Annotated in this window: 18 protein-coding genes; 12 read left to right on the plus strand and 6 right to left on the minus strand. The window is 61.4% G+C overall.

Going from position 1 to position 19,531, the window contains the following annotated elements; translation table 11 throughout:
- The first annotated feature begins 19 nt into the window (after positions 1-19).
- Together AS9A_RS11385 and AS9A_RS11390 are read left to right on the plus strand one after the other, a co-directional pair.
- Positions 20-1,102 (plus strand): amidohydrolase family protein, encoded by a 1,083-nt coding sequence (locus tag AS9A_RS11385; protein ID WP_013807157.1) that lies wholly within the window; start codon positions 20-22, stop codon positions 1,100-1,102.
- 21 nt (positions 1,103-1,123) lie between these two features.
- The gene (locus AS9A_RS11390) at positions 1,124-1,666 is read left to right on the plus strand and encodes a YaeQ family protein (RefSeq protein ID WP_013807158.1); all 543 of its coding nucleotides are present in this window, start codon (positions 1,124-1,126) and stop codon (positions 1,664-1,666) included.
- A gap of 24 nt (positions 1,667-1,690) precedes the next feature.
- Here the strand turns inward: AS9A_RS11390 and AS9A_RS11395 are convergent, their stop codons facing one another.
- Genes AS9A_RS11395 through AS9A_RS11405 form a run of 3 tightly spaced genes read right to left on the minus strand, consistent with a single transcriptional unit; the run spans position 1,691 to position 4,670 of the window.
- Positions 1,691-2,578, minus strand: a complete 888-nt coding sequence (locus tag AS9A_RS11395) for a TAXI family TRAP transporter solute-binding subunit (RefSeq protein ID WP_041451040.1) — start codon at positions 2,576-2,578, stop codon at positions 1,691-1,693.
- Positions 2,579-2,581: 3 nt separating this feature from the next.
- Positions 2,582-3,997, minus strand: a complete 1,416-nt coding sequence (locus AS9A_RS11400; protein ID WP_013807160.1) for a sensor histidine kinase — start codon at positions 3,995-3,997, stop codon at positions 2,582-2,584.
- 13 nt (positions 3,998-4,010) lie between these two features.
- Positions 4,011-4,670 (minus strand): response regulator transcription factor, encoded by a 660-nt coding sequence (locus AS9A_RS11405; RefSeq protein ID WP_013807161.1) that lies wholly within the window; start codon positions 4,668-4,670, stop codon positions 4,011-4,013.
- 200 nt (positions 4,671-4,870) lie between these two features.
- Here AS9A_RS11405 and AS9A_RS11410 point away from each other — a divergent pair, with 200 nt between their 5' ends.
- Positions 4,871-6,355: an SLC13 family permease gene (locus AS9A_RS11410; protein ID WP_013807162.1), complete on the plus strand. Its 1,485-nt coding sequence runs from the start codon at positions 4,871-4,873 to the stop codon at positions 6,353-6,355.
- Between the two features lies 1 nt (position 6,356).
- Here AS9A_RS11410 and AS9A_RS11415 read toward each other — a convergent pair whose 3' ends face one another.
- Positions 6,357-7,565, minus strand: coding sequence for an acyl-CoA dehydrogenase family protein (locus tag AS9A_RS11415; RefSeq protein ID WP_013807163.1), 1,209 nt, complete (start codon positions 7,563-7,565; stop codon positions 6,357-6,359).
- Between the two features lies 1 nt (position 7,566).
- Positions 7,567-7,950 carry a nuclear transport factor 2 family protein gene (locus tag AS9A_RS11420; protein WP_013807164.1) on the minus strand — a complete coding sequence of 128 codons (384 nt, stop codon included), beginning with the start codon at positions 7,948-7,950 and terminating at the stop codon, positions 7,567-7,569.
- An 88-nt stretch (positions 7,951-8,038) separates the two neighbouring features.
- On the opposite strand from AS9A_RS11420, the gene AS9A_RS11425 reads away from it, so the two are divergent.
- From AS9A_RS11425 to AS9A_RS11465, 9 genes are all read left to right on the plus strand, one after another.
- Complete coding sequence (locus tag AS9A_RS11425) at positions 8,039-8,617, plus strand: PadR family transcriptional regulator (protein ID WP_013807165.1); 579 nt, start codon at positions 8,039-8,041, stop codon at positions 8,615-8,617.
- Between the two features lie 123 nt (positions 8,618-8,740).
- Positions 8,741-9,172, plus strand: coding sequence for a Fur family transcriptional regulator (locus AS9A_RS11430; RefSeq protein ID WP_013807166.1), 432 nt, complete (start codon positions 8,741-8,743; stop codon positions 9,170-9,172).
- A 71-nt stretch (positions 9,173-9,243) separates the two neighbouring features.
- A complete protein-coding gene (gene katG, locus AS9A_RS11435) occupies positions 9,244-11,481 on the plus strand; it encodes a catalase/peroxidase HPI (RefSeq protein WP_041451841.1) in 2,238 nt (745 codons plus the stop codon).
- A 106-nt stretch (positions 11,482-11,587) separates the two neighbouring features.
- Positions 11,588-12,226 (plus strand): MliC family protein, encoded by a 639-nt coding sequence (locus tag AS9A_RS11440; protein WP_041451042.1) that lies wholly within the window; start codon positions 11,588-11,590, stop codon positions 12,224-12,226.
- Positions 12,227-12,257: 31 nt separating this feature from the next.
- Positions 12,258-12,929 carry a DUF429 domain-containing protein gene (locus AS9A_RS11445; protein WP_013807170.1) on the plus strand — a complete coding sequence of 224 codons (672 nt, stop codon included), beginning with the start codon at positions 12,258-12,260 and terminating at the stop codon, positions 12,927-12,929.
- A 99-nt stretch (positions 12,930-13,028) separates the two neighbouring features.
- Positions 13,029-15,266: a molybdopterin-dependent oxidoreductase gene (locus AS9A_RS11450; RefSeq protein WP_013807171.1), complete on the plus strand. Its 2,238-nt coding sequence runs from the start codon at positions 13,029-13,031 to the stop codon at positions 15,264-15,266.
- 31 nt (positions 15,267-15,297) lie between these two features.
- On the plus strand, positions 15,298-15,843 hold the full coding sequence (locus AS9A_RS11455; protein WP_049793714.1) for an enoyl-CoA hydratase-related protein: 546 nt from the start codon (positions 15,298-15,300) through the stop codon (positions 15,841-15,843).
- A 403-nt stretch (positions 15,844-16,246) separates the two neighbouring features.
- Positions 16,247-18,046: a Na+/H+ antiporter NhaC family protein gene (locus AS9A_RS24635; RefSeq protein ID WP_013807174.1), complete on the plus strand. Its 1,800-nt coding sequence runs from the start codon at positions 16,247-16,249 to the stop codon at positions 18,044-18,046.
- Positions 18,046-18,993, plus strand: a complete 948-nt coding sequence (locus tag AS9A_RS11465; protein WP_013807175.1) for an alpha/beta fold hydrolase — start codon at positions 18,046-18,048, stop codon at positions 18,991-18,993. Before AS9A_RS24635 ends, AS9A_RS11465 begins: the two co-directional genes overlap by 1 nt.
- Positions 18,994-19,001: 8 nt before the next feature.
- On the opposite strand, the gene AS9A_RS11470 is transcribed toward AS9A_RS11465, so the two are convergent.
- Positions 19,002-19,460 (minus strand): SRPBCC family protein, encoded by a 459-nt coding sequence (locus tag AS9A_RS11470; RefSeq protein WP_041451043.1) that lies wholly within the window; start codon positions 19,458-19,460, stop codon positions 19,002-19,004.
- Between the last annotated feature and the right edge of the window lie 71 nt (positions 19,461-19,531).

The raw sequence follows: 19,531 nt of genomic DNA on the forward strand, positions 1-19,531 counted from the left end.
GTCTAAGAGGGAGTTGTTTGTGAATTCGCCGTGGCCCGTAGCCATGATCGACCCGCACATTCACCAGTGGGACCCCTACACAACGCCCCGGCACACCACCCGAAAGGCACGGTTGTTTCGTCCCCTCCCGCAGATACCGCGCGCACTTCGCTGGACTGCCCCGCGGTCTGATCGCGAGTTCATCGGGCATCCCCACCACGCCATGAAGCCCTACCTGCCCAGTGATTACCAGCGGGACGCCGGGCAGTTGCCGGTGACCTCTGTGGTGCATATCGAGGCCGCGTGGCAAGCTTCCGGCCATTTGGGTGGTGTTGGCGAAACCCGTTGGGTGGCAGCGCTTCCTTTCGGTCAGGACGGGTTTCCACAGCTTGGGGCGATCGTTGTGCACGCCGACCCACGGTGGGAAGATGCCGGTGACGTGCTCGACGCGCATATCGCTGTGAGCCCCCTAGTGCGCGGCGTCCGATTCTCGGCAAGCAACCACCCTGACCCGGCGGTGCGCGACTTTTGCTCCCGTCCGGGAGTTCTCTGCGACCCATCATTTCTGCGCGGGTTTGCGGCGCTCGCGGATCGAAATCTCAGCTTCGAAATGTGGCTGTATTCGCATCAGCTTCCCGACGCCGTTGTGCTCGCCCGCGAATATCCGCAAACCACCTTCGTTCTCGACCACTACGCCACCCCGGTAGGGCTGTTCGGCCCACGCGGAAGCCACACCGGTACGACAGTTCGCGACCGGTCCTCGCTGTTCGCGCAGTGGCGGGACGACATCGCAGCGCTCGCACAGTTGCCGAATGTTGTGGCGAAGCATTCCGGGCTGGGAATGCCGTTGCTCGGTGGGGACCCGCGCCGCCCGATCGATGTCGCGCAGCTACCGAAAGTCGTCGATCGATCGGCCCCGCTCATTCGTCACCTGCACGACAGCTTTGGGTCAGACCGGACGATGTGGGCTTCCAACTACCCCATCGACAAACCTGTCCACACGATCGCCGCGAGTGCACGAGTCCTGCTGGAAGTGCTCGGCGGCGATGCGCACCCACAGAAGTTGTTTCACGATGTCGCAGAGCGCACATACGGGGCCGTGTCTGGACCGGAGCAGCAGTGAAACTTCCGTAAGCTGAGCGTCATGGCCCTCGGTGCGACGATGTTCAGCTTCGCGGTCGACCTCGCCGACGTCGACCGCGGTGTCTACGAACATCTGGATCTGCGGGTCGCACGTCATCCGTCGGAGACTTCCGACTTCATGCTCACGCGCTTACTGGCCTACCTTCTCGAGTATCAGGAAGGCATCGCGTTCAGTGAGGGCGGAGTGTCGTCGACCGGCGAACCAGCTGTTCTGGTTCGAGATCTCACTGGACGCATCACTGCCTGGATCGAGGTCGGAGCTCCCGACGCGGACCGCGTGCATCGTGGCAGCAAGCTTGCCGGCCGTGCTGCCGTGTACACGCACCGGGACCCGAAAAAGGTGCGCATGCAACTCGTGGGGAAAGGGATTCATAAGGCCGAGGAGATTCCCGTCTACAGTTTCGATAGCCATTTCATCGATGCGGCGGTCGCCGCGATCGAACGCCGCAACACTTTTACGCTCTCCATCACAGAGCGCGAACTGTATCTGGATCTCAACGGCTCAGTTCTGAGCACTGCGGTCGCAGAGCTCCAACTCAGCTAGCCCTTGCACTAAGGCGTCTGCCCGTCACCCGTGCAGACTCCGGTACGCTTCCGCGGCACCTGGATGCAGAGGGACCGGCCGCGTGCCAATCAATGATCGAATATCGAGAAACTGCGTGCCTAAAGCGTGGGCGGGTATCAGATCACTTGCCCTGTTCACAAGGATGTGAACGAGCTCCGACGCGGCCTCGGAAGGCAAGTGGCGACGAGTGAGTAAGAGATTCGCGACACCGACCGTGTCAATGGTCGTCCCTGGAAGTTGCACATGGTCGTATAGCCCGGGATAGGCACTCTGCAGCGCCTCGATGTTAGGGGCCAGCGAAAGGAAACGGAAGCTACGGCGAGCAAGGGCAGGTGTGGGGTATCCGCTGCCCCAGATGAGCGCGTCGATGTCGCCACGTTCCAGCGAGGCGATGGCGTCGGTCAGGTTCATGTAGCGGGCGTCTACCTCTTCCGTCATCTCGGCCGCACTCAACAGCCGGGGCGCAGTGACTGCCGCGACTCCAGAACCCGGCGCGCCGAGCACAACGCGACGGCCACGCAAATCGATAAGCTCCGAATACTCTGAGTCCGCACGAACAACTAGCTGGAGGTAGTTCTCGTAGACGCGGCCGATCGCAGCCAGCCCATGCTCAGCGAAATCAGTGTCGTGGGCGACCGCGTCAGCGTGGCTCAGGGCTAGATCAGCTGCACCGTCGAGTAGTAAGCGAATGTTCGTTCGAGAACCATCAGTCTCGATTGGTTCTATTCGAATCCGTGAACCTTCAGATGCGGCTGCGAGCAGCCGCGCGAACTGGAAATACGTCCCAGCGGATTCTCCAGACGCCAGACGTAGCTGCTGAGGTCCTTCACCTTGCGCACAGCCGGCCGCCGCAGCCCCAACGAGGAGGAGGAACATTCGTCTCGTGAGCAATCGTCATCCACCCTGTCCCTGGATTCGCTGCACGGCGGGAACCTCGAGAACCACACTTAACCCGTGCGGCTGTGCCGGGCGCACGCGCAGAGTAGCCAGATGCGCGGCCGCGAGCGCATGCGCAATCGACAGACCCAGCCCGGTGCCGGACTGACCTTGAGTTGTGGCCCGGTAGAAGCGCTCAGTGAGTCGGTCGATCTCGCCCGGGGGGACACCGGGCCCGTTATCGGTGACCTTGATTTCGATGTGCTCCCCGACATTTCCCACCGTGATCGTCACCTTCGCACCCGCTCCGGCGTAACTGTGCGCGTTGCTCAGGGCGGCGTCCAGAATTTGTTCGAGAGATGCTTCGTCGATTGCCACCTCACAATGCGGTTCGCTGAACTCTGTCGTGAGGGGCATGTCCGCAGCAGCGAAAGCCGCTCCCCACGCGTCCGCTCTCTCGGCAGCGACAAGTACCGCATCACAGGTGGCAGCTTTGCCGGATCCCGCGACGGCAAGTTCAAACCGCTCCGGCACTCCTGCGGCCGCGAGCTTCAGCATGCCGTCGAGCAGGGAGCGCAGGCGCTGCGCTTCCGCAGCGGCGCGATCCAGCGAGGGCAGCGCCGTTTCTGGGGCATCAGATGTGAGCATGTCCAGCCGGATCTGCAGCGCGGCGAGTGGGTTTCGCAATTTATGCGCAGTGTCGGTGATCAACTGTCGCTGGGCGGATGCTGAGTTCAGCACCGAGTGCGTCATGGCGTCGAATGAGCGGGCGAGGTCACGAATCTCTGGCGGCCCCGTGTAGTGGTCGGTGAGCGGGGCGGGTTCTTCTGTTTTCGGGAGAGTGCGAGTAAGAGAAGCTACTCCCGATGACAGCGCATCTAGCGGGCGCAGCACCCATCGTGTCAGGACGTGCGCGAGGGCGACGACCAGCGCCAGCGCGACCGTTGATGTGGCGGCAATGAGCCCCCACGTTCGGGCGATATCGCTCTGCGCTCGCGTTGTCGAGACCGAGAGGACAACGACGCCCTCCGAGTGAACGCCAGTACCTATCGGGCGGGCGAGCAGCATTTCCTCAGCACTCCAGGGACTAAGCCTGGTGGGGACTGGTAGTTGCTCGTTGCGGCGGGCGGCGTCGATAGCGGCGCTCACCTTCGGATCGGCCAGGTCGAGCCCTGACGCGTAGCGCGGTACTCCCGCCGCGTCGGCGATCAGCACAGCCTCACCGAAGAGGTGGTGGTAGTCGTCTATCTCACCCCTCAGGTAATCCGCGTCGCCCGTGAAAAACTCCGGGTGCGCCAGGGTGGCGAAATAGTCCAGGACCGCGGTCCTGCTCAGCATCAGTTCGTGCGTTCGTGCGTCTGAAGCAGTAAATGCCAGGGGGATGGCGAAGGAGAGGACTGCCGTCGCCGCGAACATGAGCAACACTGCGAGCACACGCGTCCGCAACTTAGTGTCCCCACCGGTAACCGTAACCCCGGATCGTGGCGATTAATCCGGGCCTATTGAGTTTGGATCGCAATCCGTTCATGTGGACGTCGAGCGTTCGCGAAATCGCAACATACGCGTCGCCCCAGATCTCGTCCATGAGTTGCTGCCGACTGACGGCTTCTCCAGGTCGTCCGGCGAGCGCGGCAAGGAGGTCAAACTCCTTCGATGTCAGTCCGGCGTCCTCCCCTGCGACCGTCGCCACCCGTGCTGTGAAGTCAACCCGGACATCGTCAACAGTAACGAATTCCGGAGCAATGTCAGGCTCGGATCTTCGACGTCTCGTGACCACCTCAAGCCGGGCCACAAGTTCGTTGAGTCTGGGCGGCTTAACCAGGTAATCGTCCGCACCGATGCGCAGGCCGCGCACCACGGAACGCTCGTCGTCCCGTGCAGTAAGGATGATCACCGGCACGTCGCTGACGGCGCGGAGATTCCGCAGTATGACCAGACCGTCAGCGTCTGGGAGCCCCAGATCGAGGAGAACAGCGTCAAATCCTTTGTGATGGAGGAGTAAATCCTCACCGCGCTGCATCCGCGTGGCATTGTGCGAGCGCGCAGTAAGAGCGTCGACAAGCGCATCGCCGACGCCATCGTCGTCCTCAACGACCGCGACTCGCACGAAGGTTCTCTTCCCGCCCAAGGTGACGTGGATACTGCCCATGACTACGTTACATAACCAGGACTCCCGCGAAGATCCAGGTGGGTACGCGATCGTCTTAAGGGAATGTAAGGCATCGGGCAAGAGTGTGGTGTGCCTCATAGGGGCTGCGTCAGGGTGGGGCTTATCACTCACCAACGCTGCACGCTTTAGGAGCTCACATGAGCCTAGCCACGATGTCTGATAGGCCTGCCAAGACGCACTCGTCGCCGACGTTCACCCGGGGACGGATCGGGCTTGTGCTGGGCCCCGCTCTGTTCGCGGGTGCCTACTTCATCCCTGCGTTGACCGGGCTCGACGACGCGCCTCGTGCCGTACTGGCAGTCACCCTGTGGGTCGCTGCCTGGTGGATCACGGAGGCATTGCCGATTCCGGCGACATCGCTGATGCCGATTTTTCTGCTCCCCATACTGGGTGGCACTGATCAGGTGACTGCTACCGCCGCGTATGCCCATCCCCTTGTCTTCATGTACATGGGCGGATTCACCATCGCGCTCGCCATCCAGAAGTGGAACCTGCACAAGCGCATCGCGATGGTGATCATCACGATGGTCGGCAGCGGCGGCCAGCGAATCATGCTGGGCGTCATATTGGCCACCGCTGCCCTGTCGATGTGGATCTCGAACGCAGCAACCGCACTGATGATGCTGCCGATCGCTCTCGCGCTGATTGCGGAGTTGCGCGAGAAAGAGGTCTACGACGAGCAGACCTTACGGCGCTACGCCAAAGGGCTTTTGCTTTCGGTGGCGTACGCGGCATCCATTGGTGGTCTGGCAACGCTCATCGGTTCAGTGCCCAACGCGGTTTTCGCGGCTGTCGCTGAGCAGAGCCTCGGTCGCACCATCTCTTTCGCCGAGTGGTTCTTCTTCGCCGCACCCCTGGCATGTCTGATGCTGGTGGCACTGTACTTCTATCTGACTCGGGTCGTGTGCCGGAAGGTGTCTTCGACGGCGACTGTGTCGACAGACTTCGCGCGCGAGCAGCTCAAACAACTCGGGCGCATGTCGTACGAGGAGAAGGCGGTTCTGTCGATCTTCTCGATTGTGGGTTTGCTGTGGATCAGCAGCGGATTCCTGCCTGCGGTGCTGCAGCTTTCCGATACGTCGATATCGATGATCGGTGCTGTGGCCATGTTCTTGCTGCCCGCCCGGCAAGCGAGTGGTGGGCTCCTTGTCTGGGAAGACATGAAGCTGCTCCCCTGGGGTTTGCTGCTGCTATTCGGGGGCGGCCTGTCGCTCGCGGCGGCTTTCGAGGACTCCGGCCTCACAGGCTGGTTCGGTGAACTGCTGGGCGGACTTGCGTCACTCCCGTTCATGCTCATCATCGTCTCGCTGAGCATCATCGTGCTCTTTATGACCGAAATCATGTCGAACACCGCGGTAGCGAACATGTTGATACCGATCAGTATCGGCCTCGCGCTCGGTATCGGGGTGGATCCGTACTCGATCATGGCAGTGGTCGCATTGTCAGCGAGTTGTGCCTTCATGCTGCCCATCTCTACGCCGCCAAACGCTGCGGTGTTCGCATCGGACTACATCACGATCAGTGACATGGTCCGGGCGGGATTCTGGGTCAACATTTTCGCGATTATTCTGATCAATGGTTTTGTGCTGCTCTGGCAGCCGATCATGATGAGTGCGACGTGACTCAGCGGATCGCTACGCCGGAGATCGCCCTCGAGATCACCAATCGCTGGATCTCCGATGTGCCTTCAAAGATCGTGTAGATCTTCGCATCGCGGTACATGCGCTCGACGGGGTGGTCGCGCGAGTATCCGGCGCCCCCGAGTATTTGCACAGCGCGTTCGGTAGCCATCACGGCGACTTCACTGGCTTTGAGCTTGGACATCGAGCCTTCTCCAGCGTCAAATGCTTTGTTGTTGCGTCCCATCCAGGCGGCACGCCAGACAAGCAGCCGGGCAGCATCGATTTCGGTGCGCATGTTCGCCAGATCGAAAGCAATGGCCTGGTTTTCGATAATCGCACGGCCGAACGCTACTCGTTCCTTCGCATAGTCGAGCGCATATTCATATGCAGCCCTGGCAATACCGAGTGCCTGAGCGCCTACGACTGGCCGGGTGAGTTCGAAGGTGCGCATCGCGTTCTGTGTGGCGGTCTTTCGGCCTTCGCGAGCCTTAGCGAGGCGTTCGTCGAGTTTCTCTTTGCCACCGAGGAGGCAGCGCCCGGGTACACGAACTTCGTCAAGAAAGACATCGGCCGTGTGGGATGCTCGAAGTCCAAGTTTCAGTATTTTGCGGTTGGCGACGAGTCCGGGAGTGCCTGGGGGCACGATGAACGTCGCCTGACCGCGTGATTTCAGATCGGGATCAACAGAGGCGACGACCGCATGGATGCCCGCTTCACCGCCGTTGGTGATCCATGCTTTCTGCCCGTTGAGAACCCACTCGTCTCTGGCTTCGTCGTACCTCGCCCGCGTCCGCAGTGATGAGACATCGGAACCGGCGTCAGGTTCGGATACGCAGAACGCGGCGACTTTCGGGTCAGCGATATCGCCGAAGCACTGCGGACCCCACTCGAGAAGCTGTTCTGGGGTCCCTGACGCGAATATTGCGCCCATGGCGAGGTTTGTGCCGAACATCGCCATGGCGATGCCTGCGTCACCCCAGAACACCTCTTCGGCGACCAGCGGCATGGAGAGCCCTGTGGGGTCGCCCCACACCTGAGCTTGCGTTTCGAAGCTATACAGGCCAACTTTGGCGGCCTCCCGGATCACCGGCCAGGGCATCTCCTCACGTGCATCCCATTCGCCGGCAGCCGGACGGATGTAGTCGGTAGCAAACTGCCGCACCCACTGCTGCAGGTCCTGCTGTTCTTCACTCAGTTCGAAAGAAACCACGTCAGCTCCCCTGCGCTTGCATTGCGGCTTCGAACATGACGCCCATCTTCTCGGCGAAAGCGGTGGTTGCTTTGAGGGGGCGCAGCATCACTGTGAAGGTGTCGATCAGTCCGTCACTGTTGGTGTGCAAAAAGTCGCAGCCCTGCAACTTCAGCTCCCCGACACGGGCGTGGAAGATCAGGGCGTGATTTTCCCCGTCGGCTATCTCTGTCTCGTATTCGAAGTCCTCGAAGACCTCGATGACTGCTCCCAGAATGAGCGCCACCATGTCGCGGCCCTGATACGGCTTGTGCGCGATTGGGCTGTGAAAGACGACGTCTTCAGCGAAGAGGTCAGGCACAGTGGTGAAGTCTCGCGCTTCAACGGCGGCTCGGAAAGGGTGCATCAATCGACTCCTTGAGTGGTGTGAGACACACACTGAACATAGTCTTATTGTTTACTATGTCAAGAAGTGACTAGGAAGGATTTCGCCTGTGGCGCTACGGCACGCTGTCCTCGCGGCCCTGCTCGATGGGGAGATGTCGGGATACCAGCTCGCGAAGACTTTCGACGTCGCAGTATCGAACTACTGGCACGCGCTGCCGCAGCAGCTCTACGGAGAACTCACGAAACTCGAGAGGGAAGGCCTCATCACCGGGCGCGAGGTCATCCAGCAGGGGCGGCCCAACAAACGTGTGTTCACACTGTCAGAGGCCGGGCGCGGCAAGCTCGCTGAGTTCATTTCGGCTGGTTCAAAGCCCTCGTTCATCCGGGATGATCTGTTGGTCAAAGTCCGTGCGGCCGAGGCCGGCCCAATGATTGATCTGGTCGAGCAACTCGAGGACCGCGCCGAGCAGGCGCGCGGAAAGATTGCACTCTTCGAAAAGCTCTTGCGGCAACTGCGCGGTGACCTAGATGAACAAACCTATCTCGAACAGAGTCCTCGCGTTGGTCCGTACCTCACGGGTCTGCGAGGCAGAGCATTTGAGGAAGATACTTTGCGATGGTGCTCGCACGCGGCTGAGGTCTTGCGCGCGCGACACGCCTCAGAAGGCGCGCGCCCCGAGTCGTAGCGCAAATGTCACTCCAGCCCCGCTGGGCGCGCGACTGACGACTCATGACGCCTAATCGGAAAAAATTGCTCCACTGAGATCAAATACTTGAATGATTCCAGAAAATGGGTCACACTTAGGGCTGTGCTTACGACTCCGGACTTCGAGGGCATGCTCCGCATGGCGGCGTTGCGTGTCACGCGACCGCGGCTAGCGGTGCTGGAGTCGGTCCACAACCATCCACACTCAGACACCGATTCGATCATCAGTCTTGTGCGGGAGGCTCTCGGTCTGGTGTCGCATCAAACCGTGTACGACGTGCTGAAAGCATTGACTGACACGGGCTTGCTGCGTCGTATCCAGCCGTCCGGCTCAGTCGCTCGCTACGAGACGAGAGTCGGAGACAACCACCATCACGTCGTGTGCACTTTGTGCGGCGCGATTGCTGATGTCGACTGCGCGGTTGGTGAGGCACCCTGCCTGGCTGCGTCCGACGCCAAGGGTTTCTCAATCCACGAGGCGGAGGTCATTTACTGGGGCGTGTGCCCTGCCTGCTCCACAGCCCGAAGTTCCTGATAAATCCCGTAACAGCCCCCATCACCGGAAGGAATCCAATGGCCGAGAATCACGACGCCGTAGTAGGAGATATGAACGAGGAAAGGCGCTCGGGTGGATGTCCCGTTGCGCACGGCGTCACGGACCACGGCAGCGAGAGCGAGAACCCGGCGATCGATGCGCCAACTCCCGTAACTGACCGTCCCCGGACGAACAAGGACTGGTGGCCGAATATGCTGGACCTCTCGGTCCTGCGCCACAACTCCCCCAAGTCCGATCCCATGGGCGGCGGCTTCGATTACACCGAGGAGTTCAAGAAGGTCGACGTCGAGGCCCTTAAGCGCGATGTCGCGGAGGTTCTCACGGACTCTCAGGACTGGTGGCCTGCGGATTTCGGTCACTACGGCGGTCTCATGATCCGGATGAGCTGGCACCAGGCCGGCACCTACCGCATCTTCGACGGCCGCGGTGGTGGCGGCGACGGCAACCAGCGCTTCGCACCGCTGAACAGCTGGCCCGACAACGCGAACCTCGACAAGGCGCGGCGCCTGCTCTGGCCTGTGAAGAAGAAGTACGGCAAGTCCGTCTCCTGGGCTGACCTCCTCGTCTTCGCGGGGAACGTCGCCCTGGAGTCGATGGGCTTCAAGACATTCGGCTTCGGTTTCGGACGCGAGGATGTCTGGGAGCCAGAGGAAATCTTCTGGGGCCCCGAAGAGACGTGGCTCGGCGACGAGCGCTACAGCGGTGAGCGGGAGCTCGCGAACCCGCTGGGCGCAGTACAGATGGGCCTCATCTACGTGAACCCAGAGGGCCCCAACGGTAATCCCGACCCGCTCGCAGCGGCACGGGATATCCGTGACACCTTCGCCCGCATGGCGATGAACGACGAGGAAACAGTCGCGCTCATCGCTGGGGGCCACACGTTCGGGAAGACCCACGGCGCCGGGGATGCTGACGAACATGTCGGCCCTGAGCCTGAAGGCGCGCCCCTCGAGGAGCAGGGCCTGGGCTGGAAGAGCACCTACGGCACTGGCAAGGGCGCCGACTCCATCACGAGCGGACTCGAAGTAACCTGGACCGACAAGCCCACCCAGTGGAGCAATCGGTTCTTCGAGATCCTCTTCGGTTTTGAGTGGGAACTGTCGAAGAGCCCGGCCGGCGCGAACCAGTGGGTTGCCAAGGACGCTGAGCCGATCATTCCCGATGCGCAGGATTCGTCGAAGAAGCACCTTCCGACGATGCTGACCACTGACCTTTCACTTCGTTTCGACCCGACTTACGAGAAGATCTCGCGGCGCTTCCTGGAGAACCCTGACGAGTTTGCGCTCGCGTTCGCGAAGGCGTGGTACAAGTTGCTCCACCGCGACATGGGCCCGGTGACCCGCTACCTCGGCCCCTGGGTGGCAGAGCCGCAACTGTGGCAAGATCCCGTTCCCGCTGCTGACCACGACCTCATCGACGAACAGGACATCGCGTCGCTCAAGGGCAAGCTCCTTGACTCTGGTCTGTCGATCTCCCAACTTGCCTCGACAGCATGGGCTTCAGCGGCGAGCTTCCGCGGCACCGACAAGCGCGGTGGCGCCAATGGTGCCCGGATCCGCCTGGCCCCGCAGAAGGACTGGGAGGTGAACGAGCCGGCTGAACTCGCTTCGGTATTGCAGACCCTCGAAGGCATCCAGCAGGAGTTCAACTCGGCGCAAACCGGTGGTAAGAGGGTGTCGCTCGCTGACCTGATCGTGCTCGGTGGCTGCGCCGCCGTGGAGCAGGCCGCGAAGAATGCGGGCGTTGAAGTCACCGTCCCATTCGCACCTGGCCGCACGGACGCGTCGCAGGAGCAGACCGACACCGACTCATTCGCCGTTCTCGAACCGCGCGCTGATGGTTTCCGCAACTACCTCCGTCAGGGCGAGAAGCTGCAGCCGGAGAAGCTGCTGGTTGACCGCGCGTACTTCCTGAACCTGACCCCGCCGGAGATGACCGCACTAGTCGGCGGAATGCGCTCTCTGGGAGCGAACTTCGGTAAGACGAAGCACGGTGTCTTCACGGACCAGACCGACTCGCTGAACAACGACTTCTTCGTCAACCTGCTCGACATGGGGACCACGTGGAAGGCATCCGAGTCGACAGAGAATGTGTACGAAGGACGCGACCGCGCGACTGGTGAGGTCAAGTGGACGGCCACCGCGGTCGACCTCGTCTTCGGCTCGAACTCCGAACTGCGCGCCCTCGCAGAGGTTTACGCGTGCGACGATGCTAAGGAGAAGTTCGTCAACGACTTCGTCAACGCATGGGACAAGGTGATGAACCTCGATCGGTTCGACCTGGACTGATCACCGCGGTTCGTCAGACGCCCCGCACGCTCACTGGGCTTGCGGGGCGTCTCCGTCTTTAGTGCATATCGCTCACACTTGGACGTGACGGCGGTAAAATCCGCTGATGAAGCGCCTCATAGTCCTCATGGTCGGCCTGTTAGCTACTGGATGTGCAACAACACCGCCGGATTCTGATCCCAATGACACTGCTCCCACGTCCCCTCCCGCCGCGGCGGAAACTACCGTGGCGGCAGCACCCACGTTCGACTGCTCTGCCCCGAGTTCGGAAATCGAGTCGCTCGTGTGCACTGACACGGACATGGCAGATCTCGATTCACGCCTCAACTCGGAGTATCAGCAGGTGCTCAACACTCCCGGAGCGGACAAGGACGCCCTCGAAGCCTCGCAAATCGATTGGCAGAGTCAGCGCGAGGAGTGCACGCAGGAAGCGGACCCCAAGGTATGCGTGCAGCAGGCTTACTTGACCAGACTGGTCGAACTGCATATCGCTGATCCGACGACGGCAGCCCCTACGGAGGCCCGATACAACTGCCCGGACGGCGAGGAACTCACTGCCCGGTATTACAACGACGGTGACCCTCAAGCTGGCGTCTTCACGTGGGAGGGCAATGAGGTGATCTTATTTATCGAGATGTCCGGCAGTGGCGCCCGGTACGGCAGGGACGGTGTCTCGTTCTGGGAGCACCAAGGCGAGGCGACTTTCGACTACTACGGGGACAGTGTGGTGTGCGAAGTAGCGTAGAAATGAGACCTCATCATGACGGAATTTTTCGGTGACGAGGGTCCGGGGTATCGACGGGTATGCGAGAGGCTGGATTGGCGTTGAACTGGATGACGGCGCGCTAGTCCGCGTGGAATCAGCGCCGACACTCGCCGCGCTGTGTGACCCGGGGTGTGCCGTTATCGGCGTTGACATTCCGCTGGGTTTTCCTGAGAAGGGCTGGCGTGCTGCCGATTTCGCTGCACGTCGGCGCCTAGGTGTGCGCCGCAACAGTATCTTCCTAGCACCGCCCGCCTCCGTCTGGGAGGAGGACGAGTGGGTGGCCGCGAACAAGCTGACGCGGCAACTCACCGGTCAGGGACTCACCAAACAGGCTTACGCGCTGCGCACTAAAGTGCTCGAGGCAAATGCTCTCTCCGGCATGACAGAACAGCCGTTGCGCGAGGTCCATCCCGAGCTGAGCTTCGCAGCGATGAACGGTTCACCACTGCCCTACACCAAGAAGACGTGGAACGGCGTCATGGCGCGGCGGGCACTCCTCGCGGCCTGTGGAATCGCCGTACCTGATGATCTAGGTGACGCTGGCACTGTTCCCGTCGACGACGTGCTGGACGCTGCGGCCGCCGCATGGTCAGCTCATCGGATCGCCGTGGGAGCAGCCACGGCGTTGCCTGAGCAACCGGAATTGAGCAGCGACGGACGGCCGATGGCGATCTGGTACTGAAAGCCCACAACACGGATTCGATGCTGGTGATTGGTCACATGTCGCAGAATATGTATTCTGTCATAGTAAATCCTTCTGTGTCGTCAGTACGGAGTAGTAATGACAGTCAGCGAGCAGTGGCACAAGACCGCGTGCATCCTGTGTGAGAACAACTGCGGTATCACCGTCGCTCTTGACGGCCGGAAGTTTGCGAAGATTCGCGGCGACAAAGATCATGTCGCATCGGAAGGTTACACCTGCAACAAGGCGCTGCGACTCGACCACTACCAGAATGGCGGTGCACGCCTGACTTCGCCTTTGCGCCGTGAAGCAGACGGTACGTTCACCGAAATCACCTGGGAGGTCGCGATCCGTGAGATCGCGCAAAGGCTGTCCGCGATCCGGGAGGAGCACGGTGGGAAATCGATCTTCTATTACGGCGGCGGCGGCCAGGGCAACCATCTCGGCGGCGCATATAGCGGCGCACTCATGCGGCTGCTCGGGGCACGATATCGGTCGACCGCACTCGCCCAGGAGAAAACCGGCGAAGGATTTGTCGACGCGCACTTCACCGGCGGGCACACCACAGGCGAGTTCGAGCACGCTGAAGTCGCACTGTTCATTGGCAAGAATCCCTGGCAATCGCACGGAGTGCCCCGCGCGCGGACCGTCCTCCAGCAGATCGCGAAGGACCCGCTTCGCACGATGATCGTGCTCGATCCTGTGCGGACAGAGACTGCCGACATGGCCGATTATCATGTGCAGGTTCGCCCAGGAACTGACGCGTGGTGCCTCACCGCGATACTAGGAGTACTCGTCCAGGAGAACCTCGTTGATCAGAGGTTCATCGCTGATCACACTGTCGGGGCAGATGCCATCCTCAACGTTCTCTGTGATGTCGATATACGCGAGTACGCCCGGATCTCCGGTATCGAGGAGGACACCGTCCGAGCGGTGGCGCGGCGGATCGCAACCGCGGCGAGTGTATCGACCTATGAAGATCTTGGCGTGCAACAAGGCCCCAACAGCACGCTCATCTCGTACCTGAACAAGCTGATCTGGCTGCTGACCGGGAACTTCGGGAAACCTGGTGCCATGCAGCCACACTCGTGGATGGCACCGCTAGCCAGCTACAGCCTGACCGAGGATGCAACGCCAGTGACAGGTGCGCGCATCCTCGGGGGGATGGTGCCCTGCAACGTTATCGCCGAGGAGATCCTCAGTGAACACCCTGATCGCTTCCGCGCGATGATCGTCGAATCCTCGAACCCCGCCCACTCCCTGGCCGATTCGCAGCGGTTCCGTGAAGCGATGCGTGCACTCGAACTGTCTGTCGTCATCGACATCGCGCTCACCGAAACTGGGCGCAACGCCGACTACGTTCTGCCCGCGGCGAGCCAGTTCGAGAAGTGGGAAGCGACCTTCTTCACCCTTGAGTTCCCCCGCAATACCTTTCACCTTCGCGCGCCGCTTCTCGATCCACTGCCGGGCACGCTCCCCGAGCCAGAAATCTACGCTCGGCTGATCCGCGAGATCGGCGGCGTGCCGTCCACTTACGTCACCGTTCTGCGTGCAGCCGCACGTCTGGGCCGCACGGCCTATAAGGTCGCGTTCGCGGGCCTCATAGCCACTGACAAGAAGGTGATGGGGGTAGCGCCCTACCTGCTGTACGAGACGCTCGGACCGACGCTTCCCGAAAATGCACGTTCAGCGGCCGTGCTGTGGGCGCTGGCGCTCCGCATCGAAAAGATGCACGGCGATTCCATGCGACGTGCAGGTCATCGCAACGCCAACGCGCTCTTCGACGCGATACTCGCCAGCCGATCAGGTGTCGCCTTCACCCTCGACGACCATGAGGACGCATGGAACTACATCCCGCACAAAGACAAACGATTCCCGCTGGTTATCCCGGAGCTCGTGGACCTGCTGGAAGACTTGCGCGGCACACCCGCGCAACACACTACGGATGAATTCCCGATCGTCCTGTCAGTTGGTGAACGTCGCGCGTTCACCGCGAACACGATCTTCCGGGATGCGTCATGGCGCCGCAGAGATACAAAGGGAGCACTTCGCCTGAATCCCGGCGACGCTGCTACCATCGGATTAGCTGACGGAGCGGATGCCCGGATCGTCACTTCACGCGGTATTGCAATCGCAACAGTCGAATTGAATGACCGGATGCAGCCAGGCCACGCGTCGCTTCCCAATGGCTTGGGCCTCGACCTGCCCACACGGAACGGTGCAACTGAGCGGGTCGGAGTCGCTCCCAACGAACTCACAGATCTGAAGTGGCGTGACCCAATCGCTGGAACGCCGTGGCATAAGCATGTGCCCGCGCGGATCGAGGCAATCGTATGACCCAGAAGGTAATCACCGAGCGCCATCGCCCATGGTTCCGCGTGGCAAAGTCGATCCTTGGGGCGTAGTGAGCAAGCCCTGTCCAAAGCCCATCGTCACTGCCGTCCAAGGATTGTGCTACACCCTTGGAATCGAACTCATGCTGTGCAACCAGATCACGGTCGCCGCTGAGAACGCACAGTTCATCCAATATGAGGTAAGCCGCGGTCTCTTCCCTTTCGGTGGTGGCACAGTGCGGTGGCCGCTGGCAGCGGGTACTCACAACGCATACCGCTACATGCTGACTGGCGAGCCCTTCGACGCGGCTGAAGCACATCGCATCGGTATCGTTCAGCAGGTCGTTCTCGCCACTGAGTGCCTCCCGGCCGCAATCGAGATGGCACAAAAGATCGCAATGCAGGCCCCGTTGGGTGTCCAAGCGGTATTGCGTAATACTCGGCTGGCTGAGGCCCGGGGCTCAGATGCGGCACTCGGCAGACTACGTCGCGAGATTGTGAAAATCTTCCTCAGCAAGGACATCCGCCGCGGCCTAAAGGCATTTCAGGAACGCAGACCCGCGCGCTTCGAAGGAAACTGACGGGGCCCGGGCAGATGAGGGGTGGGTGGCCTGGAACGCTGGTGCCGGACTGGCCATCCATTGCTAGGGAGTGGGACGTTGTGCATGTTTCACTCAGCGGGTTGCTGTGTGCCAATCCGCGAATATCGTTGGTCCCCTATCAGGGCGGAGACGAGTCTGGCTGGACACACAGTCAATCGGGCGACTATGGCGGAGTCGCGGCATGGACTGTTCCGAGCACGGCATGGCTGCGCTTTCCTGACGGATTCAGTATTGAACAGGCGTAGATGCTTCCGAAGCATTCCCAGGGCTTCGCCCGTACTGTCATGCTGGATCCAGCGGGCAGCTGCCGCTGCCCCGAAGTATGGACGTCCCGTGCGGGCTGGGCGCAGCAGCGCAGCAGGCGAACCCAAAGGAACACTGCATGTCCGAGACCAAGTATCCCGCGAGCAGCACGCCCCCGTTCGGTACGCAGAAGTCAGGTTCGGCACGGACCCGGCGCCGCACGCTGGTAGTCGCGACTGTCGTCGTCGTAGCGATCCTGGGACTGCTCCTCTACCAGACAATGGACACCGGGAGCGCGGTTGACGGTTCGTCTACTGCGGCCACCGGCAGGTGGTGGTCGTTGCTTCCGCCTGTCGTCGCCATCAGCCTCGCGCTACTCACAAGGCAGATCCTTCCTGCACTCTTTGCGGGGGTCTGGCTCGGAGCGTGGCTAGCGGAAGGACTTTCGGCGTGGGGTTTAGTGACGTCACTCCTGGATTCCGCTGGCGTCTATGTCGTGGATGCAATCGCTGAACCCGACCACGTAATGATCATTGCCTTCACACTCATGATCGGGGGCCTCGTCGGCATTCTGAGAAAGAATGGGGGGACGGACGGAATTGTGCGCATCGTGACACGGTGGGCATCGACGCCGCGGCGCGGTCAGGTTGCTACGGGCGGTTTGGGCGTCGCAATTTTTTTCGATGACTACGCGAACACCTTGGTCGTCGGCAACACTATGCGTCCGGTCATGGATCGGCTGCGTGTGTCCCGGGAGAAGCTCGCCTACATCGTAGACTCGACGGCCGCACCGATCGCGACACTGGCTCTGCTGTCAACCTGGATCGGATTTCAGGTCGTCTTGATCGACGACGCTATCGCTGGGACAGACCTGACTGCGAACGGCTTCGCGGTGTTCGTTGAGTCCCTGAAATACGCTTTCTACCCGATCCTGGCCCTCGCTCTGGTGTTCGCGATCGCGTTGAGCGGGCGTGATTTTGGTCCGATGCTTCAGGCTGAGCGGCGGGCGCGAACCACTGGTGCAGTGTCACGCGAGGGCGCGGATATCGGACTCGGCGGCGTCGAAGACGAGTTGACCCCGCACGAGGGGGCACCGCGCAGACTCGTGAATGCACTGCTGCCGATCCTGGTGTTAGTTGGCACCACCGTGGCGGGCCTCTTCGCTACTGGCGAGGGCGCCTCGATCATTGAGATCGTCGGGGATGGTGACCCGTTCAGTTCGCTGCTATGGGGTGCGCTGCTCGCGATCCTCGTCGCTGCAGCATTGAGCATGAGCCAGGGGATCTTGACGATCGCCGATGTGGTTGCCGCGTGGTTTGCCGGCGTTAAATCGGTGCTGTACGTCGTGATCATCCTCGTCCTCGCCTGGGCTCTGGCCGCGCTGACCGGGATCCTTGGAACCGCCGAGTTCCTCGCTGGCGCTCTCGGGACTGCGTTGCCTTTGTTCCTTCTACCCGCGGTGCTTTTTGTCGTGGCGGGTGCGGTCGCATTTTCGACTGGGACCAGCTGGGGGACGATGGGCATCCTGACCCCTCTCGCTGTTCCTGTCGCTTGGGCGGTCCTTGATGCGCGTGGTCTGGCGGACGCGGCGGGACATCCAATTCTGTTCGCGTCGGTTTCGACAATCCTGGCTGGTGCAGTACTTGGAGATCACTGCTCACCGATCTCGGATACCACCGTGATTTCGTCGCTGGCATCGCAATGCGACGTCATTGACCACGTCCGAACCCAACTCCCCTACGCTCTCTTCGTCGGCGCTGTGGTGATTGTGTTCGGGCTTGTGCCAGTCGGCTTGGGCCTGCCATGGTGGGCTGCGATGGCCCTCTGCGGCCTCGTCGTAGTTGGTGGTCTCATGGTGGCCGGACGCAGGTCCGATGCCGTGGAAGCTCCAGGCTTCGGCCCACCGCCAGCCCCGGAAGCACGCGAGGTGATTGGATAGTGAATAGGCAGAATCTCCTTGAGGACTGGCGGCACCTAGGCAGTCGTCAGGTCGCTGTCAACGGTATTGAACTCCAAGTGACTGAGCACGGTGAAGGGCCGCTTGTTGTCTTTTGCCACGGGTTCCCCGAGCTGGGATTCTCATGGCGGCACCAGGTCTTCGCACTCGCTGAAGCGGGCTTCCGCACGCTCACGCCGGACATGCGTGGCTATGGCGGCAGTTCTCGTCCAGACCGAATCGAGGACTACGGAATAATGGCCGTCTGCGGCGATCTCATCGGCCTGCTCGACGATGTTGACGCTGACGATGCGATCTTCGTGGGGCATGATTGGGGCGCATCTGTCGTCTGGCGCCTTGCACTGGAATACCCAGAACGGGTACGCGCCGTTGCGGGCCTGAGCGTACCGGCGACTCGGCGTCCGCCGGCGCCGCCTTTGCAGATCCTGCGGTCCCGGCTGACCGACGATTTCTATATGTGCTGGTTTCAGGAGCCAGGCGTGGCAGACACGGTCCTGGCTGCAGATGTCCGCCGGACACTCCTCCAGGACGACGTGATCAGCGCGCGACGGATGGTGAGCCAGTCCGGCGCGGAGATGCCAACTCCCCCATGGCTGAGCGATGCTGAACTCAACTACTACCTCGACACTTTCAGCAAGACCGGATTCACTGGCGGGCTTAACTACTACCGCAACTTAGACCGGGATTGGGAACTCAGCGCGCATCTGGACGGCAAAAGAATCGACCAGCCGTCGCTTTTCATCGCCGGCGCGCGTGACCCGGTCATTCAGTTCACACGGACCGACAGACTCCCCGCCATGCTCACCGATCTGCGGGCTTCCCTCATTCTCGAAGACGCGGGGCACTGGATCCAGCAGGAACGGCCGAATGAGGTTAACGACGCGCTCATCGCCTTCGCACGCGAAGTTTGCGGCGCAGGCACTAACTGACTCAAGCGCTATTGTGCTTCGGCGATTGCCGCGAGCCTTGCTATAGATGCCTGGAGCATTTCGGCCGTGGTCCCGCGGGCACGCAGGAGGCGTTTCTCGTCGGCAAGGCGGGACCAATCGTAGGTATGTGTCACTTTGGTAGTGGTGTCACCGGCTGGCTCGAGCTCCCACCGCCAGAGATGTCCTGGGGGCGTTCCACCAACTTCGGACGGCAGCCACGCGATTCGCGTCCCCTCAATGAACTCGACGACATGGTTCTCTCGCACGTGGCCGTTGGTCAGGGTCATGATGAACACCTCACCCGAGCGTCGCACGCGCTGTCCGGGCTGCGCCTCGGCAAGGTTGCCGTTACCGTCCCAGCGGGGCTGCTGTGACGGATCAGCTATCAGGGCAAATATTCGTTCAGACGTAGCCGCGATCTCGCGGCTCGCGCTCACAATTCGAGAACCACTTGCCGTCTCCATCATGAGCACATTGAATCACGGGCAGAGGCGAGCTCCAGGCCTGTCGGACAGATCTGCCAAGCTCAGCCCGCTCA

The sequence above is a fragment of the Hoyosella subflava DQS3-9A1 genome, assembly GCF_000214175.1.
GTDB classification, from domain to species: Bacteria; Actinomycetota; Actinomycetes; order Mycobacteriales; family Mycobacteriaceae; genus Hoyosella; species Hoyosella subflava.

Excerpts from the sequence above, each read along its gene's own strand:
- AS9A_RS11390 (WP_013807158.1), top strand. The coding sequence starts at position 1,124 with ATGGCCCTCGGTGCGACGATGTTCAGCTTCGCGGTCGACCTCGCCGAC.
- AS9A_RS11410 (WP_013807162.1), top strand. The coding sequence starts at position 4,871 with ATGAGCCTAGCCACGATGTCTGATAGGCCTGCCAAGACGCACTCGTCG.
- AS9A_RS11420 (WP_013807164.1), bottom strand. The coding sequence starts at position 7,950 with ATGCACCCTTTCCGAGCCGCCGTTGAAGCGCGAGACTTCACCACTGTG.
- katG (WP_041451841.1), top strand. The coding sequence starts at position 9,244 with ATGAACGAGGAAAGGCGCTCGGGTGGATGTCCCGTTGCGCACGGCGTC.
- AS9A_RS11440 (WP_041451042.1), top strand. The coding sequence starts at position 11,588 with ATGAAGCGCCTCATAGTCCTCATGGTCGGCCTGTTAGCTACTGGATGT.
- AS9A_RS11450 (WP_013807171.1), top strand. The coding sequence starts at position 13,029 with ATGACAGTCAGCGAGCAGTGGCACAAGACCGCGTGCATCCTGTGTGAG.
- AS9A_RS11455 (WP_049793714.1), top strand. The coding sequence starts at position 15,298 with ATGGTTCCGCGTGGCAAAGTCGATCCTTGGGGCGTAGTGAGCAAGCCC.
- AS9A_RS24635 (WP_013807174.1), top strand. The coding sequence starts at position 16,247 with ATGTCCGAGACCAAGTATCCCGCGAGCAGCACGCCCCCGTTCGGTACG.
- AS9A_RS11470 (WP_041451043.1), bottom strand. The coding sequence starts at position 19,460 with ATGATGGAGACGGCAAGTGGTTCTCGAATTGTGAGCGCGAGCCGCGAG.